General features: G+C 72.0%; 14 protein-coding genes. 4 read left to right on the plus strand and 10 right to left on the minus strand.

Annotation, left to right across the window (positions count from 1 at the left end; translation table 11 throughout):
- Positions 1-27: 27 nt before the first annotated feature.
- Both Acor_RS08975 and Acor_RS08980 read right to left on the minus strand, forming a co-directional pair.
- On the minus strand, positions 28-1,800 hold the full coding sequence (locus tag Acor_RS08975) for a substrate-binding domain-containing protein (protein ID WP_155336101.1): 1,773 nt from the start codon (positions 1,798-1,800) through the stop codon (positions 28-30).
- Positions 1,801-2,305: 505 nt separating this feature from the next.
- The gene (locus Acor_RS08980) at positions 2,306-2,944 is read right to left on the minus strand and encodes a cation diffusion facilitator family transporter (protein WP_246238515.1); all 639 of its coding nucleotides are present in this window, start codon (positions 2,942-2,944) and stop codon (positions 2,306-2,308) included.
- Between the two features lie 113 nt (positions 2,945-3,057).
- Here Acor_RS08980 and Acor_RS08985 point away from each other — a divergent pair, with 113 nt between their 5' ends.
- Entirely contained in the window at positions 3,058-3,858 is an 801-nt protein-coding gene (locus Acor_RS08985; RefSeq protein ID WP_174876122.1) for a TrmH family RNA methyltransferase, read from the plus strand.
- On the opposite strand, the gene Acor_RS08990 is transcribed toward Acor_RS08985, so the two are convergent.
- Positions 3,855-4,652: a D-alanyl-D-alanine carboxypeptidase family protein gene (locus Acor_RS08990; RefSeq protein WP_155336104.1), complete on the minus strand. Its 798-nt coding sequence runs from the start codon at positions 4,650-4,652 to the stop codon at positions 3,855-3,857. The genes Acor_RS08985 and Acor_RS08990 overlap by 4 nt on opposite strands.
- 68 nt (positions 4,653-4,720) lie before the next feature.
- On the opposite strand from Acor_RS08990, the gene Acor_RS08995 reads away from it, so the two are divergent.
- The gene (locus tag Acor_RS08995; protein WP_155336105.1) at positions 4,721-4,918 is read left to right on the plus strand and encodes a YegP family protein; all 198 of its coding nucleotides are present in this window, start codon (positions 4,721-4,723) and stop codon (positions 4,916-4,918) included.
- Here Acor_RS08995 and Acor_RS09000 read toward each other — a convergent pair.
- A complete protein-coding gene (locus Acor_RS09000) occupies positions 4,915-5,424 on the minus strand; it encodes a DedA family protein (RefSeq protein WP_246238516.1) in 510 nt (169 codons plus the stop codon). The genes Acor_RS08995 and Acor_RS09000 overlap by 4 nt on opposite strands.
- Positions 5,425-5,566: 142 nt before the next feature.
- Here Acor_RS09000 and Acor_RS09005 point away from each other — a divergent pair, with 142 nt between their 5' ends.
- On the plus strand, positions 5,567-6,064 hold the full coding sequence (locus Acor_RS09005; RefSeq protein WP_155336107.1) for a hypothetical protein: 498 nt from the start codon (positions 5,567-5,569) through the stop codon (positions 6,062-6,064).
- On the opposite strand, the gene Acor_RS09010 is transcribed toward Acor_RS09005, so the two are convergent.
- The 3 genes from Acor_RS09010 to Acor_RS09020 all read right to left on the minus strand — a co-directional run bounded on the left by Acor_RS09010 (position 6,054) and on the right by Acor_RS09020 (position 11,358).
- Positions 6,054-9,389 (minus strand): ATP-binding protein, encoded by a 3,336-nt coding sequence (locus Acor_RS09010; protein ID WP_155336108.1) that lies wholly within the window; start codon positions 9,387-9,389, stop codon positions 6,054-6,056. The two genes, Acor_RS09005 and Acor_RS09010, sit on opposite strands and share 11 nt — an antisense overlap.
- A gap of 101 nt (positions 9,390-9,490) precedes the next feature.
- Entirely contained in the window at positions 9,491-10,549 is a 1,059-nt protein-coding gene (locus tag Acor_RS09015) for a lysylphosphatidylglycerol synthase domain-containing protein (RefSeq protein WP_246238517.1), read from the minus strand.
- An 8-nt stretch (positions 10,550-10,557) separates the two neighbouring features.
- Positions 10,558-11,358 carry a PIG-L deacetylase family protein gene (locus tag Acor_RS09020; RefSeq protein ID WP_246238518.1) on the minus strand — a complete coding sequence of 267 codons (801 nt, stop codon included), beginning with the start codon at positions 11,356-11,358 and terminating at the stop codon, positions 10,558-10,560.
- Between the two features lie 208 nt (positions 11,359-11,566).
- On the opposite strand from Acor_RS09020, the gene Acor_RS09025 reads away from it, so the two are divergent.
- Positions 11,567-12,670: a glycosyltransferase family 4 protein gene (locus tag Acor_RS09025; RefSeq protein ID WP_155336111.1), complete on the plus strand. Its 1,104-nt coding sequence runs from the start codon at positions 11,567-11,569 to the stop codon at positions 12,668-12,670.
- Positions 12,671-12,834: 164 nt separating this feature from the next.
- Here the strand turns inward: Acor_RS09025 and Acor_RS09030 are convergent, their stop codons facing one another.
- Genes Acor_RS09030 through Acor_RS09040 form a run of 3 tightly spaced genes read right to left on the minus strand, consistent with a single transcriptional unit; the run spans position 12,835 to position 16,114 of the window.
- Positions 12,835-13,650: a transglutaminase family protein gene (locus Acor_RS09030; RefSeq protein WP_246238519.1), complete on the minus strand. Its 816-nt coding sequence runs from the start codon at positions 13,648-13,650 to the stop codon at positions 12,835-12,837.
- Positions 13,647-14,573: an alpha-E domain-containing protein gene (locus Acor_RS09035; RefSeq protein ID WP_155336112.1), complete on the minus strand. Its 927-nt coding sequence runs from the start codon at positions 14,571-14,573 to the stop codon at positions 13,647-13,649. The genes Acor_RS09030 and Acor_RS09035 overlap by 4 nt, the downstream gene beginning before the upstream one ends.
- On the minus strand, positions 14,570-16,114 hold the full coding sequence (locus tag Acor_RS09040; protein ID WP_155336113.1) for a circularly permuted type 2 ATP-grasp protein: 1,545 nt from the start codon (positions 16,112-16,114) through the stop codon (positions 14,570-14,572). Before Acor_RS09040 ends, Acor_RS09035 begins: the two co-directional genes overlap by 4 nt.
- Between the last annotated feature and the right edge of the window lie 18 nt (positions 16,115-16,132).

A 16,132-nucleotide genomic window follows, 5' to 3' on the forward strand; every position in this document is an offset into this window, starting at 1 on the left:
CGTGCCGGTGGTGCGGGTGGGACGCGGCTACTGCTGCGCGGACGGGCAGTTCGGCGTGCAGAGGCGGCGGGCGATGCCCTTGAGGAAGATGTTGCGGATCTCCAGCACGGTCTGCGGGAAGTAGGCCGTGCCGCCGGTGGACCGGGCGATCTGCGTCATCTGGGTGCGGTTCTCGTCGGCCGCCGTGTTGAACGAGATGATCAGGATGCTGACCGGCTGCTGCGGGTCGTAGGCCGCCTTCAGCCGCTTCAGGATGCCGGCGTTGGTGATCCCGCCGGACGGGTCGTCATTGCCGACGCCGTCGGTGAACAGCAGGATCGTGTTGATCTTGTCGGCCTCGTACTCGTCGGTCATCTTCTGGTAGGCCGCCCACAGGCTGTCGTTCAGGCCGGTGTTGCCGGTCGGGATCGCCTTCAGCTCGGCCAGGTTCTTGGCGACCAGTTCGCGCCGGGTGACCCCGTTCAGCTGCTGGGCCAGCGGCCCGATCGGGATGGTCTCCTTCCAGTCCACCCGGTCGCCGTTCAGGTTGTCGGAGAAGATCCAGGTGCCGATCTCGGTCTTGTCCGGGAACAGCTTGAGGCCCTCGATGCCGACGTCGGCGATCGCCTTCATCCGGCTCACCCCGCTGCTGTCGGCCGGGAGCGCCATCGTGCCGGAGATGTCGGTGAGGGAGAGCAGCCGGGTGCCGAGGCTGACCCGCTTCCAGGACTGGGCCAGCGTGACGACGGTCTTGGCGTCCGGCAGCGGCAGGGCGGTGGGCGCCTTCGGGTTGAGGCCCTGCTCGGCGGTGAGCGCGCTGCCGACGCCGTCGGGGGTGCGGAAGCCGAACTCCTGGACGGTCTTCTTGGACGCGGCGTTGACGAGTTCGGCGGTGAACTCCTTGGCGGCCTTGGCCTCGGGGCCGTCCTTGACCACGGTGACGATCGGGTAGTCCAGGTTGACCGTGCCCTCGGCCGGATAGAGCGCCACCGCCGCCGCGTCGTTCTTGGCGTTGAACGCCCAGACCGACTGCTCGGAGGTGACGCCGATCGGCACCCGGGTGGCGGTCTTGGCCAGGGTGGCGAACAGGCTGTCCGGGGAGGTCACCTTCGACTCGGAGAGCTGCCGGAGCACGCCCACCAGCAGCTCGTCGGTGTTGGCCGCGCCGCTCGCCTTGAGCACCCCGGCCGCGGCGGCCAGCGCGCCGAGCCCGGCCGCGTTCAGGCCCGGGTCCAGCACCAGCACCCGGACCTTCTTGGCCAGGCCGTCCGGCTTGGCGGCGTTGGCGGCGTCCAGCATGGCGGTCCAGCTGGGGGTGAAGGCGGAGGACAGCTGCTGGGCGGCGGCCTTCGGCGCGGTCAGCACCACCGGCGACTGGGCCACGTTGCCGCTGACCTTGGGCGCCCGCTCCTTCGGCAGCCCGGCCAGCCAGAGGCTGGAGTCGGGGATCCAGATGTCGGGTTCCGGCGCGTCGCCGGTGCCGGACAGCGCCGCCGCGACGCCCGCGGAGTCGGAGCCGGAGACGGTGACCGCCATGCACTTGCCGTCCACCGTCTTGCCGGACTTGCCGAACTTCTCGGCGATCTTGGCGATGGCCGGTTCGACGTCCTTGGCCGTCACGACCCGGAGCGCCACCTTGTCCGGGCCGCAGCCGGGGCCCTCCTTGTTGACCACCACGTACGCGGCCACGCCGAGCAGCACCGCGAGTGCGACCGCGCCGGCCAGCGGCACCAGCACCTTGCCCGCGCCACCGCGCCTGCGCGGCGGGGGCTCGGGGTTATAGCCGCCTTCGAGTTCATCGGTGCGATGACGTCCGCCCACGGTGGCCTCTTTGGTGTCGATGGAACTCCCGACGGTACGCGCCTGCGCTACGCCATATAGGGAGATTCTCCGTAATGCTTACGGAACGATAGCGGCAAGCCCAAGAACGGCAAAACCACACTTCTAGTGCAGTGATTACTTTCCGTATATATCGGGATTTGGTCTGTGGTGGAGGTCGAGATACATCTTGACATCGGCAAGACGCGATGTATCGTGATGTCCAAAGTGGCGATATTTCGTGTTTTGGTGCAGGGGTTGCTGTGCAGGGGACACCGGGGGAGCCAGGAAGCGTGGGGGTCAGGCGCCGTCCGGGAGACCTCTTGCTGATCCAGTTCGCGCCGCCGGGCCTCACCCCGGCCGTACGGCGCGGCCTGCGCGGCCTGGCGAATCTACGCGAAATCGTGATGAAGGAACGCCTCTGCCGCGCCTGGACGGACCCCGGCGGCGCCCGCTGCGTCATCCGCGAACTCCGCGCGGCCGGAGTCGACCTGGCCGTGGTGGTCCTTCAGTGGCAGCAGGACTGGCCGCGCCACGCCTTGACGCCCTCGTGCCCGGCCACCGCCGCCAGCATCAGTGCCACCGCCGGATCCACCCACCACCAGCCGATCGTGTTGAGCGCCAGGCCCAGCAGCACCCCGGCCGCGGTCACCGCGCAGAGCAGGTTCTGGGTGCCCTCGCCCGCCGTCGCCGCCGACCTGAGCCGGGCCCCGACCCTGCGCTTGGCGACCCCCAGCAAGGGCATGCTCACCAAGCTGATCGTGGTGACCGCGATGCCCAGCGCGCTCGGCGCGGCCCGGTAACCCTGGCTGAGATCGTGCGCCACGTGCGCGACCAGATAGGGCGCCAGCAGCCAGAAGCTCACCGCCACCGCCCGGGTCGCGGTCCGCTCGGCCCGCGCGGAGTAGAGCCGCGCGCCGGTGAACCGCCAGATCACGATCAGGCTGGCCAGGGCCTCCACCAGTGCGGCCAGGCCCCAGCTGAGCAGGGCCACCGAATGCGCCTGATAGCCGGTCCACAGCCCGAGGGCGCTCTCCACGCCGAGCCAGCCGAGGGTCGCCACCGACAGCAAGCGAGCCCGGCGCGCGTCCCTCAGCCAGCCGGCTTCCTGCGCGGCCGGACGCACAAGCGTTCGCTGGTCAGGCACCTTGACCCCCGATCGTCGCCCACCCGGCCACATGCAGCGGTGAGTACTGTATCGGGCACTGTGCGTGACCGGCGAATGGCAGCGCAAAGGGGCGGCAACGGTACGCTGGCCTGATGGTCATCGAGGTGGACTCCGCCGCCGACCCGCGGATCGCGGACTTCACCCGCCTGCGCGACACCGACCTGCGCAAGGCGCTGGAACCCGAGCAGGGCCTGTTCCTGGCCGAGGGCGAGAAGGTCATCCGCCGCGCCCTGGCCACCGGCCACCCGCTCCGCTCGGTGCTGACCACCCGCAAGTGGCTGCCGTCCTTCGCCGACCTGCCCGCCGACGCGCCCGTCTACCTGGCCTCCGACGAGGTGATGGAGAACATCACCGGCTTCCAGGTGCACCGGGGGGCGCTCGCCTCGCTGCACCGGCTGCCGCTGCCTGCCGTCCCCGAACTCCTCGGCCGGGCCCGGCGGGTCCTGGTCCTGGAGGACCTGGTCGACCACGGCAACGTCGGCGCGATCTTCCGGTGCGCCGCCGCGCTCGGCGTGGACGCGGTCGTGCTCGCCCCCCGCTGCGCCGACCCGCTCTACCGCCGCGCGGTCAAAGTCTCGATGGGCGCGGTCTTCGCCATTCCGTACGCGCGAATGCCCGACTGGTACGGCGGCCTCGCCGACCTGCGCCTGGCCGGCTTCCAGACCCTCGCGCTCACCCCCGACCAGCACGCCCCCGCCCTCGACAAGGTCCAGTTCGCCGACCGGGTCGCGCTGCTGCTCGGCTCCGAGGGCGACGGCCTGTCCTCGCACTGGCTGGCCGAGGCCGACCAGGGCGTCAGCATCCCGATGAGCCCGGCCGCGATGGCCCTGGGCGTCGACTCGCTCAACGTGGTCGCCGCCGCCGCGATCGCCTGCCACGCCCTGCTCCGCTAGCGATTTTGGTCGATCGCGTAGTCCAGCAGGGTGCGGGCGCTGGCGTACCGGCGGGCCTCGGTCGTCTCGCCCAGGACGACGCCCATGTAGGTGTGGTCGTATTTGACGGCGACGAAGCTGAGGCAGTAGCCGGCCGCGTTGGTGTAGCCGGTCTTCAGGCCGATCACGCCCTTGCCCAGCAGTTCGTTGGTGTTGCGGAAGGTGTGGTGGGCGATCGTGCGGGACTTGGTCCTGGCGATGGTGGCGATCACCGGGTCCCGCATCGCGGCGCGGGCCAGCGTGGTCTGGTCGCGGCCGGTCGAGTACGCGCCGCGGGCCGGCAGGCCGTCCGGGTTGACGTAGTTGGTGTCGTCCAGGCCCAGGCCGCGGGCGGCGGCGTTCATCTTGGCGACGAAGCGGTGGGTGCCGGGGCCGTACCGTTCGGCCAGCGCGTGTGAGGCGTCGGCGCCGGAGTTGAGCAGCAGGGCGTAGAGCAGGGCGCGGACGGTGAGGCGTTCGCCCGCGCGCAGGCCGCCCACGGTCGCGCCGTTCGCGGCGGCGTACCTGACGTCGGCGGCGGTGATCTTGACCACGTCGTCCAGGCGGGCCTCGCGGCGGATCACGTAGGCGGTCATCACCTTGGTGAGGCTGGCCACCGGGACGCGGCGGGTGGCGTGTTTGGCGTAGTGGACCGTTCCCGAGGTGGTGTCCATCAGGAAGGCGACACGCGCCGTGACGGGAGGCGCGGGTGCCGCGACAGCCGTACCGGGAAAGGCGAAGATCAGAATCAGTGCGATGAGGGCCCCGAGGCGCATGTGGTCATGATCGCATGTCCGCCGGTCGGGGTATGGCTGCGACAGCCGGTTCGTCTCGGGGGGATCAGATGGCAGGACGTTTCATCATCAGTAAGGACAAGACCGGCGTTTTCCGGTTCAAGCTCGTCGCGGGCAACGGGCAGACGCTCGCGGTCAGCGAGGGGTACGCCAGCAAGGCGGCGTGCGTGAACGGGGTCGAGGCGACCCGGCGGCACGCCGTGGACGCGAAGATCGACGATTCGGCGCTGGAGCCGCTGCGGCTCTAGACCTCCACCTTCTCGATGTCTTCCGCCGCCGGGGCGTTCGCGCGCCGGCGGCGTCGCCACAGCACCACGGCGGCGATCAGGACGGCCAGGGTGAGACCCGCGTAGAGGGGCGAGGTCGCGGCCAGCTTCAGCCACGCCCAGATGCCCGCGTACAGGCCGAACGCGGTGAGCGGGACCCAGGTCAGGCAGCCGAGCGCGCTGGCCACCAGATACCAGCGGTAGTCGACCCGCAGCGCGCCCGCCACCCACGGCAGCGTATGGCGCAGGCCGCCGGGCACCCAGAAGCACCCGAAGACCGAGAGCGCGCCCCACCGGCGGACCACGTTCTCCACCTTCGCGATGCGCTCTTTCCCGATCCGGCGCCCGATCCGCGTCTCGTACAGCTTGCCGCCGAGCTTCTTGCCGCCCCAGTAGTAGAACTGGAACGCGCCGAACAGGGCGATTCCGCCCACCAGCACCAGCAGCCAGTACGGCACGCTGTCGATGATCTCGAAGAGGGACTCCAAGGTGCGACCTCCCCGGGAACGCATCAATACCTAAGGACAGGCTTACCTAATCCATGCCCTTTCCGCAACTGCAAGCCAACGGCAAGCTCTGATCAACCGCTCGCGCGTACTTCTTAGTACGAGCGTAGCGGGAGGAAAGATCATGAGTTCAAGAGGCGACATCATGCCGGTCCTGGCCGGGGGCACCGGCACGGCCGCCAAGCTGTTCCTGGCCACGCTCGCGGCCATCGGCGCGTACGTGGGCGTGGGAATCGCCCACGTCGCGCCCGCCGAGCCGGTCCGCACCATCACCCTGTCGGCCCGCTCGCTGCCGGTCGAGGAGGCCCTGCCCGCACCGGCGGCCGGCCTCGTCTCGGTGGCCGCGCTGGCCGGCGACCCGGGCTGCGACAACTCCTACCAGGTGCAGACCCTGGTGCCGGCCGCCCCCGACGGCGTCATGTACGACTGGACCCTGCAGCGCTGGAGCGACAACCAGCGCGCCTGGCAGAACTACCTGGTCACCTCCGGCGGCTTCGCCGACGGCGACGCCAGGACCGTGCGCTGGAACCCGCGCGTGGTCGCCAACCCCGGCACCTACCGGGCCGTGCTCGCCGTCGACGGCGAGACCTACCGCAGCCAGAAGTTCCAGGTCAGCTGCTGAGAGACTGCTCGGCCTCGGTCACCCACCGGGGCACGCCCACCCGCCTGGCCACCGCGAGCGCCTTCTCGTAGTGCCCGGTCGCCTCAGGTAAGCCCAGCTTCACGGCCAGGTCGCCGAGCGTCTTGGCCACCGGCCAGAGCGCCACCACGCCGGTGCCCGCGCCCGCGATCCTGTCGTTGAACGGCTTCAACGCCGCGTACGCCTCGCGCATCCGGTCGGCGTCGTCCAGCAGCAGCCCGGCCAGCGCCCGCCAGGTCATCGCCAGCTCGTACAGGAAGTCGCCGCGGACGGGCTCCCTGGTGGCCGCGATCACCTTGGCGTCCCTGAGGTGCCCGGCGGACGCCAGGGTCACCGCGTACGCGTCCAGCGTCCACTTGGCGCCGCGCTGGTGGGCCTCCTCCAGCGCGTCCACCATGTCGGCGGCCTGGCCGCGCACCAGGTGCAGGCAGAAGGTGGCGATCAGCGGCAGGTCCTGGCGGCCCTCCAGCATGCCGGCCCGCGCGGTCAGCCTGGCCGCGTTCCGGTAGGCGCGCTCGGCCCCCGGATAGTCCCCGGAGATCATCAGCCGCTGCCCCGCGTACCAGGCCCCGACGGCGGCCGGCGCGGACAGGTCGTACTGCTGGCCGAGCCGCTCCGCCCTGGCCAGCTGCCGGTCCGCCTCGGCGAAGTCGCCGCGGGCCGCCGCGCACTCCAGCAGCACCAGATGGGCCAGCGTCTGCACCGCGATCTGCCCGGACTCCGCGCCCACCCGGAGCAGCTCCCTGCCGATGTCCTCACGCTCGTCGACCTGCGCCATCGTGTACGACTGCCGCAGCCGCCCGCTCAACGCCATCGCCAGCAGGCCGGGATCGCCGCTCGCCCTGGCCAGTTCCTCGGCCTCCAGCGAAGCCTGCTCGCCCCGGGGCGTGGCCGAGCCCTCCAGCTCCAGCGCCAGGGTCGCCAGCAGGCTGGCCCGCAGCGACTGCTCCCCCTGCGGGAGCTCCAGCAGCGCCTTCTCGGTGACGTCGACGATCTCCCAGGCGGTCCTGGTGAAGTCGCGGGCGATGCCCTTGTGCGGCACCGCGAGCGCGGCGGCCACCCGGGCGGTCAGCTCCAGGTCGCCCAGCGGCAGGGCCACGTCCATCGCGTCCCGCCGGTGCGAGCGGGCCGCGGCCATGTCGCCGCAGAGCGCGAGCGCCCGGATCATCCGCAGCTGTAGCTCCAGCCGGTCCTTGCCCTGGCTGCCGCCGGCCCGGTCGAAGGCGGCGATCGAGCGCTCCCACTGGGAGGCCGCCTCGCGGTGCGCGAAACGGCGTTCGGCCTGCTCGGCGGCGAGGCCCGCGTAGCGGACCGCCTTGGCGGCGGTCTCCGCCGTGCCGGCCAGGTCGTAGTGGTGGGCCAGCGCGGCCACGTCGCCCGGGTTGCGCTTCTCGATCACCGAGGCGACCGCGGCGTGCAGCCGGGAGCGGCGCAGCCGGGAGGCGTCGGAGTAGAGGGTGTCCCGGACCAGGCCGTGGTCGAACCTGAGCCGGCTCGGGCCAGGCTCGGTGACCAGGCCGGCCAGCAGCGCGGCCTCGACCGCGTCCACCACCAGGTCCTCGTCGCCGGAGATGTCCACCAGCACGTCCACGTCCACGTCCCGGCCGATGACGGCGGCCTGGAGCAGGATCTGCTGGGCCTTCTCCGGCAGCCGGGCGATCCGCCGCCGCAGCACGTCGCGCACCCCGGACGGCACCTCGGAGATGTCCTGCTCGGTCTCCAGCAGCCGGACGGTCTCGATCACGAAGAACGGGTTGCCGCCGGTCCGCTCCACGATCGCGGCGACCACCTCGTCCTCCACGTCCCGCACGCAGGTGGCGCGGACCAGCGCGGCCGTGTCCTCGGGGGAGAGCCCGTCCAGCTCCACCCGGACCGGGCCGAGCCGGGCCAGCGCGGCCAGCACGTCCTGCTGCGGGTCGTTCAGCTCGTTCTCCCGGCAGGTCACCACCAGCAGCACCCGGCTGGCGGCGAGCAGGCTGGGCAGCGCGCGCAGCAGGGCCAGCGTCTGGTCGTCGGCCCAGTGCAGGTCTTCCAGGGTGAGCAGCAGCGGGGCCTCGCGGGCGACGCCGGACAGGAAGCCGCCGACCGCGCGGTGCAGCCGGAAGCCGCCGGAGGTCTCGTCGTCGCCGGTGTCGGGGGCGTGGTCGTCCAGCAGGGGGGCCAGCAGCGCGCCGTACTCACCCGCGCCGCGGCGGGCGATCAGCGTGCGCAGCACCTCCACCCAGGCCCAGCCGGGCGGGGTGGCCGGGCTGTCCGGGCAGGCGCCGCCGGCCACGATCCAGCCGTGGCTCTCCAGCTGGCCGGTGAGCCGGCCCAGCAGTGTGGTCTTGCCCGCGCCCGCGTCGCCGCTGAGCACGGCGATGGTGAGCCGCCCCGACTTGGCCCGGGGCGCGGCGGCGGCCAGCGTGGTCAGTTCGGCGTCGCGGCCGACGAACGGCTCGGGCTCCAGCGGCGGGACCGCGCTGACCTCGACCGGGCGGGGCGGCCAGCTGGCCGTGCTCTCCGGCCGGCGCGGGGCCACCGCCAGCTCCAGGCCGGTGTCCTGGGCCAGGATGTCGGACTCCATCTTGCGCAGCGCCGGGCCAGGGTCGATGCCCAGCTCGTCGGCGAGGATGTTGCGCGCCTTGCGCAGCGCGGCCAGCGCGTCGCCCTGCCGCCCGCACCGGTACAGGCCGAGCGCGAGCAGCCGCCAGCCCTCCTCGCGGAGCGGGTTCTCGGTGGTCAGCGCCTCCAGGTCGGGCACCGTCTCGGCATGCAGCCCGAGCCGCAGGCCCGCGTCCGCGTGCCGCTCCCTGGCCACCAGGCGCAGCTCGTTGAGGCGGGTCACCTCGGCCTCGGCCCAGGACTGGTCGGCGAAGTCGGAGTACGGCGTGCCCTGCCACAGCCCCAGCGCAGACTCCAGCCGGGCCCGCGCGGTGTGCGGGTTCTCGTCCAGGCGCTCCCCTGCGGCCCGGACGGTGGCCTCGAACCTGAGCGCGTCCACCTGCTCGGGCGCGGCCCGCAGCGCGTAACCGGACGCCACCGTGACCAGCAGCCGGTTGGGGCCGCCGCGCGGCCGGTTGGGTTCGAGCACCCGGCGCAGCCGTGAGATGTACACCTGGAGGCCGGACTGAGCGCCCTTGGCGGCGTCGTCCGCCCACAGGTCGAAGATCAGCGTGTCCACCGGCACGACCTGGCCGCGGGCGACCAGAAGCCGCGCCAGTACGGCCCGCTGCCGCAAGCCGCCGAGGTCGAGTTCGTTCTCGCTCTCGGTGTCGGCGTCGTACGCCTCGACCGGTCCCAGGACCCGGAAGACCACCTTGCTCATGTCAGCCGCCACGCTATGCGCGCCGCCAAACTGTGCACAAGCTTCTCGACATGGCCGACATCCTCACTATCGCAATCGTGATCGTCAATTGTCCCGCAAGATCACGATGTTGGGGCGCGCTCCGCCTCGGTCGGCAGGCTGTCCCCCCGCTTACGGAGTATCGCCCAGCCGCCCAGCGCCAGACCCCCCCACGGGATCTCGATTGTGTACGTCCAGAAGCCGAACAGCAGCGCCGCCGCGGTCGCGCCGCTGGCCGGCTGACCGAAGGTGATCAGCAGCGCGGCCACCCCGCCCTCCATGATCCCGGCGCCGGACGGCGTGATCAACGCGGTGGTCAGCACCCGGCTGAGCGCGAAGACCGCGATCGACTGGGCCAGCCCCGGATAGGCGCCGGTGGCCTGCAGGCAGAGCACCATGATCAGCCACTGGAGGCCGAGGAACAGCACCATGCCGGCCGACAGTCCCGGCCACCGGGTCCGCACGATCCCCGCGGTGTCGGCCCTGAGCCGGTCCAGAGCCGCCGAGGCAGAATGCTCGGCCGGGCGTAACCGGTGCGGCAGCAGCCGGAGCAGCGCGTCCATGCCCCGGCCGAGCAGCGCCGCGGCCCGGTCCCAGTAGAGCGCCACCGCGACGACCGTGACCAGCACCAGGATCGAGACCCCGCCGGCCCAGCCCGCGCGCGCCACGGTCGGGCTCATCGCCTGCCCAGAGGCGACCAGGGCCAGGATGCCGACCGCGGGCAGGATAAAACGGAACAGCGTGTTCCAGATCCCGCTGACCAGCGTCAGCACCAGCACCGAGCGGACCGGGAACCCCCAGCCCTTGGTCATCGCGAAGGTGAGCGCCACCCCGGCCGCGCCGCCGAACGGCAGCAGGTTGCTGACCGCGCTGCCCGCCGCGTTCAGGGTGAGGCCCTGCAGGTGGCTCAGACCGGGCAGCGAACTGGTCAGCACGTGGCTGTAGGCGAGCAGGCTGGCCAGCCAGACAGCCGCCATCAGTAGCACGGCGCTCCAGTCCAGCCGCCCGAACAGCGCGCCGATCTCGGTCCACGACACGTGCTTGCCGGTCAGGCCGCCGACGACGCGCGGCAGGAACACGATCAGGGTCACGGCCAGGCCCAGCGACGCGGCCGACAGGCCCGCCCGCAGCCACTTGTTCACGTTCCCCCTCAGCTCGGCTGGTCGAACGGATGCTTCAGCCGGGTCCCCGGCGGGAGGCCGCGGCGCACGTACCATTCGGTGCCGAACACGTAGCGGAAGAGCGGGGCGGGGATCCGCAGCATCGCCCCCAGCGTACGGTCCCCGTCGCCGCCCGCGGTCTGGGTGGCGTGCGCGGCCATCGCGGCCCGCTTGGCCTTGGCGTGCCTGCGCACGTTGACGCGGTGGGTGATGTCGGCGCCGGCCGAGTAGGCGCTCTCGAAGGAGCGCACGTCCAGCTGCGGGTAGAACCTGGCGGCCAGCCTGACGCCGGTGAGCAGCGGGTCGCGGTTGACCGTGGCCTCCAGCAGGATGGGCGTCCCGGCGATCTCGGCGGCCCTGGTGCCGACCCGGTAGACCATGACGTGGTCGGGGTGCCCGTACCCGCCGGCCGGATCGTAGATGGTGAGCAGCTCGGCGGCCTCCTCCTTGAGGATCGCGGCCAGCCGCTGCGCCGCCTCCTCGGTGTCGGCGTCGATGAACGCGTTGGCCGGCCGCTCGTCCACGACGCCGCCGTCGGACCCGAGCCCGGAATCCCCGTAACCGAGCCGCACCACCCGGGCGCACCCCAGCCGAGCCGCCGACTCGTACAACTCGGCCATCCGGACCGCGCCCAGCTCGTCACCGTGCGGCATCTCGGCCAGCCCGCGCTCCCCGGCCGTCGCCACCACCAGCACCACCCGGTGCCCCTCCGCGGCCAGCATGGCCATCGTCCCGGCCGTCAGCAGCGCCTCGTCGTCGGGATGAGCGTGAAAGAACACCGCAGTCTGCACGCACCCCATGATCCCATGGATCCCCCCACCTCCATCTCCCGGCAACCTCCGCGCCGTAAGTCATATGTCCCGGCTTGGCCGCGCCGGTGTCTGGACTGAGGAACGCAGGTCGCGAAGCGGCCGGAGTGACGAGGGAAGACACCGGCTAAGGGGCGGCCAAGCCCGCCGTGCCGGAGGCGCGGCCATAGACACAGCTAGGCTGGCTCGGGTGCGGATCCTTCACGTGAGCGACTGTTACCTGCCCCGGCTAGGTGGGATCGAGGTGCAGGTGGCGGACCTGATCAGGAGTCAGCGCGAGGCCGGCCACGAGGTCGTGGTGGCCACCGCCACGACGGGGGAGGACCTGCCAGGGGTGCGCAGGCTGGTCGCCCGGATGCCGTTCGACCTGCCGGTTCACCCGCGCGGCACCGGCCATCTGATCCGCTTGATGACGGCCTTACGGCCGGATGTGGTGCACGTGCACACCGGCGCGGTCTCGCCGTTCGCCTGGATGGGGGTGCGGGCCGCGCACCGGGCCGGGCTGCCGACCGTGGTCACCGTGCACAGCATGTGGGATCCGGTCACCCAGGGCCTCTACCGGGCGCTGAAGGCGCTGGGCGGCTGGCCGCGCTGGGGTCTGGTGGCCACCGCCGTGAGCGAGGCCGCGGCCCGGCCGATCCGGGCCGTCGCGGGCCCCCGGGTGCCGGTGCGGGTGGTCTCCAACGGGCTGGACCTGGCGGGCTGGGGCGCGGCGGGCCCGGTGCCGTCCGGCGATCCGGTGCACATCGTGGCGGTGGGGCGGCTGGCCCCGCGCAAGCAGCCGGTCCGGCTGCTGAAGCTGCTGGCGGCGGCGCGGGCGCGGGTGCCCGCCGAGGTGGCCATCCGGGCCACCATCGTCGGCGACGGCCCGGCCCGGGGGTCGATGGAGCGCTATCTCGCGGCGCACCGGATGGACTGGGTGGAGATGCCGGGCCGCTACACCCGCGAGCAGATCCGCGAGCTGCTGGCCGTGGCCGACGTGTTCGTGGCGCCGGCGCCGCGCGAGTCGTTCGGGCTGGCCGCGCTGGAGGCCCGAGCCGCGGGGGTGCCGGTGGTGGCTCGGGCCCAGAGCGGAGTGGCGGATTTCGTCAGGCCGGGCAAGGAGGGGCTGCTCGGCCGCAGTTTCGATGAGCTGGTCGGCTCGGTGGCCAGGCTGGCCGGGGATCCGCGGCTGCGCACCTCGATCGCGGAGCACAACCGGGAGACCGCGCCGGTGCGCTGCTCGTGGCCGGCCGTGCTGGAGGGATTCGACCGGTGTTACGCGCTGGCCCGGGACGGTAAGACACGCAGGTAGGACGGCTGCCGCGCGGTTAGAACGGAAGTATCCGTCCGGACGGGGTGCGCAGGTCGATGGGGACGGGACGGCGTGGAGGCCGAGGCCGCTGAACGATCTGGACCCTTTTCACAGAGGCGCTCCTCTCATCGTTTGGTCTCAGCCTTCCCAGAAATGCGCCAAGATCACGCCAGCCGGGTCACTTCAACCTCTACTACTTGTCTTCCCGCAGGTGGGCCTTGGTAAATACCTTTCAAAGGGGGTACGTCAGAGTAATCTCTCCCACGCGCTACCACCACGTGTGATTCGCCGACATATGTCTGATTTGTCGGGTCGAGCGCGACCCAGTCCCCGGCCCAGTACTCCACCCACGCGTGGCTCTGCCCGAGCACCGTCTCGCCGATGGTCGCGTGCCGGTGCGGATGCAGGTAGCCGGAGACGTACCGGGCCGGCAGCCCGGCGGCGCGGAGCAGCGCCACGGTGACGTGCGCCATGTCCTGGCAGACGCCCACGCACCGGTCCCAGGCCTCCTGCGCGTTGGTCAGCACGCCGGTGGAGCCCGGCACGTACTCCACCCGCTCGTGCACCGCCCAGGCGATCGCCTCGGCCGCCTCGTGCGGGTCGCGGCCCGGCACCTGGGCGGTGGCGAGGCCGGGGCGGATGGCGGTCCGTTCGGTCGGGCGCAGGTACTCGGCGATCGGCCCGTCCACGTTGCGCAGCTCGGCCCAGCTGAGCGGCTTGGCCCGGGGGCGCGGCCCGGACGTCTCCACCCGGCTGACCGCCTCGATGGTCAGGGTCCGGTGCCCCATCGGCAGGTCGAAGACGCTGACCTGGGTGCCCCAGTAGTCGCGGTAGGTCCAGACCGGGGTGGCCGGGCGGATGGTCAGCCGCTGGTCCAGCGTGGTCTGGCCGCGGTCGTCCAGCGGCGTCATCCTGACCTCGTTGTAGGACGACTGCGCGTCGCCCTCGTACTCCACGTGGGTCAGGTGCCGGATCCTCACACGCCAGCCGTCTGCCACGTCGCTCCCCCCAAGGACACATGCTGGAAGAACCGGTCGGTGATCGCCTCGGACGCGATCACGCAGACCGCCTGGAGCGCGGTCAGCAGTTCGGGCCGCTGGTCGTCCAGGTCGGCCACGTCCGCGTACTCCAGGCTCATCCGGACCCGGCCGATCGCGGCGCGGGCCGAGTCGGACATGCCGGCCCGGTCGTGGTCCGGGGTGAGTTCGGCCAGGCACTGCTCGGCGGTCGCCAGCGCGTGCATCACCGAGCGCGGGAACAGCCGGTCCAGCAGCAGGAACTCCAGCACCCGGCGGGAGTCGCCGCGATGGGTCCTGGCGAACGACTCGTCCGCGCCGCAGGCCTCCAGCAGCAGCCGCCAGTTCGCGGCGTGGCCGGGCTCGTGGTGCACGGTGAGCAGCCGGGCGATCATGTCCACCCGCTCCAGGCTGCGGCCGAGCACGATGAACCGCCAGCCGTCGTCGCGGCTCATGGTGGCGTCGGCCAGGCCGAAGAAGAGCGCCGCCCGCTCCCGCACGTAGCGCAGGTAGCCGTGCGGGCCGAGGCGTTCCGCGCCGACCTGGCGGAGCGGCAGCTGGTTCCAGGTGACGTTGAGGCACTCCCACACCTCGCTGGAGACGATCTCCCGGACGCCGCGGGCGTTCTCCCTGGCGGCCCGGACGCAGCCGGCGATCGAGCCGGGGGTGTCGGAGTCGTAGGCCAGGCGCTGGACCATCACCTCGGTGGTCGGCGACTCGGCGCCCACGTGCCCGAGGGTGGCGAAGACGGCGGCCCAGTCCTCGTCGCCGACCAGGGCGCGGTGCAGGGAGACGTCCAGCAGGCGGGCGATGTCGTCGGAACGCTCGACGTACCTGCCGATCCAGTAGAGGGTCTCGGCGATCCGGCTGAGCAGCTCGCGGGTCACTGCTCGCCGTCCCAGGCGGCGCTCCTGGTGGGCTCCCAGTGCACCTGGGCGGGGGTGGGCTCGGGCGGCGCCGTCCGGGGGCCCGGCTCGGACAGCACCCAGGTGTCCTTGGAGCCGCCGCCCTGGCTGGAGTTGACCACCAGTTCTCCTTCCGGGAGCGCCACCCGGGTGAGGCCCCCGGGCAGCAGCCAGACGTCGTCGCCGTCGTTCACGGCGAACGGGCGCAGATCCATGTGGCGCGGCCGGGGCAGGTCGCCGATGAGCGCGGGCGAGGTGGACAGCATCACCGGCCGCTGCGCGATCCAGCCGCGCGGGTCGGCGCGCACGGTCTCGGCCAGCGCCTCCAGAGTCTGCTGCTCGGCCCTCGGCCCGATCACGATGCCCTTGCCGCCCGCGCCGTCCACCGGCTTCAGCACCAGCGTGTCCAGGCGCTCCAGCGCCCATTCGAGCGTGTCGGGGTCGGCCAGCCGGTAGGACTCGACGTTGCCGATCAGCGGCTCCTCGCCCAGGTAGTACTTCATCAGTTCCGGCACGTAGGTGTAGAGCAGCTTGTCGTCGGCGACGCCATTGCCGACCGCGTTGGCGATCGTCACCGTGTTCGCCCGCGCCGCGTTCAGCAGGCCGGGGCAGCCGAGCGTGGAGTCGGCCCGGAAGTGCAGCGGGTCCAGGTAGTCGTCGTCCACCCGCCGGTAGATCACGTGCACCGGCCGCTTGCCGTGCGTGGTGATCATGTAGACCCGGTTGTTCTCGCAGACCAGGTCCCGGCCCTCGACCAGTTCGACGCCCATCAGCCGGGCCAGCAGCGCGTGCTCGAAGTAGGCCGCGTTGTAGACGCCCGGGGTGAGCACCACCACGGTCGGGTCGGTCACATTGCCCGGCGCGGCCTTGCGCAGGGCCGCCAGCAGGCGCGGCGGGTACTCGTCCACCGGCCGCACCCGCTGCTCGGCTCCGACGCCGTCCCGTCCCGGCCCCGCGAACAGGGCGGGCAGCGTCCGCATCATGGCCAGCCGGTTCTCCAGCACGTAGCTCACCCCCGAGGGGGTACGGACGTTGTCCTCCAGCACCCGGAAGTCCCCGGCCTCGTCCCTGATGATGTCGATCCCGGCGATGTGCACCCGGACCCCGTTGGCCGGGCGGATGCCGTCGGCCGTGCGGTGGAAGTGCGGCGAGGACTGGAGCAGCCGCCAGGGCACGATCCCGTCGTGGAAGACCTGGCGGGCGCCGTACACGTCGGCGAGGAACGCCTCCAGGGTGCGCACCCGCTGCCGGACCGCGCGGGCGATCAGGTCCCACTCGGCGGCGTCGATGACGCGCGGGATCAGGTCGAGCGGGAACGGCCGTTCCTCGCCCGCGTAGTCGAAGGTGACGCCGCGGTCGGTGAAGACGCGGGCCAATTGGTCGGCCCGGAACCGTAACTCATCGGCTCCGAGGGGTTGCAGTGCGGCGAAGAGCCCCTGGTAAGGGGCGCGGGGCACGCCCGGACGCTCGAACATCTCGTCCCATGCATCGGCCAGGGCATATGAGTCGAATATGTCCGCCATGACCGGAGGGTAGAGAAC

The organism is Acrocarpospora corrugata, from assembly GCF_009687845.1.
GTDB classification, from domain to species: Bacteria; Actinomycetota; Actinomycetes; order Streptosporangiales; family Streptosporangiaceae; genus Acrocarpospora; species Acrocarpospora corrugata.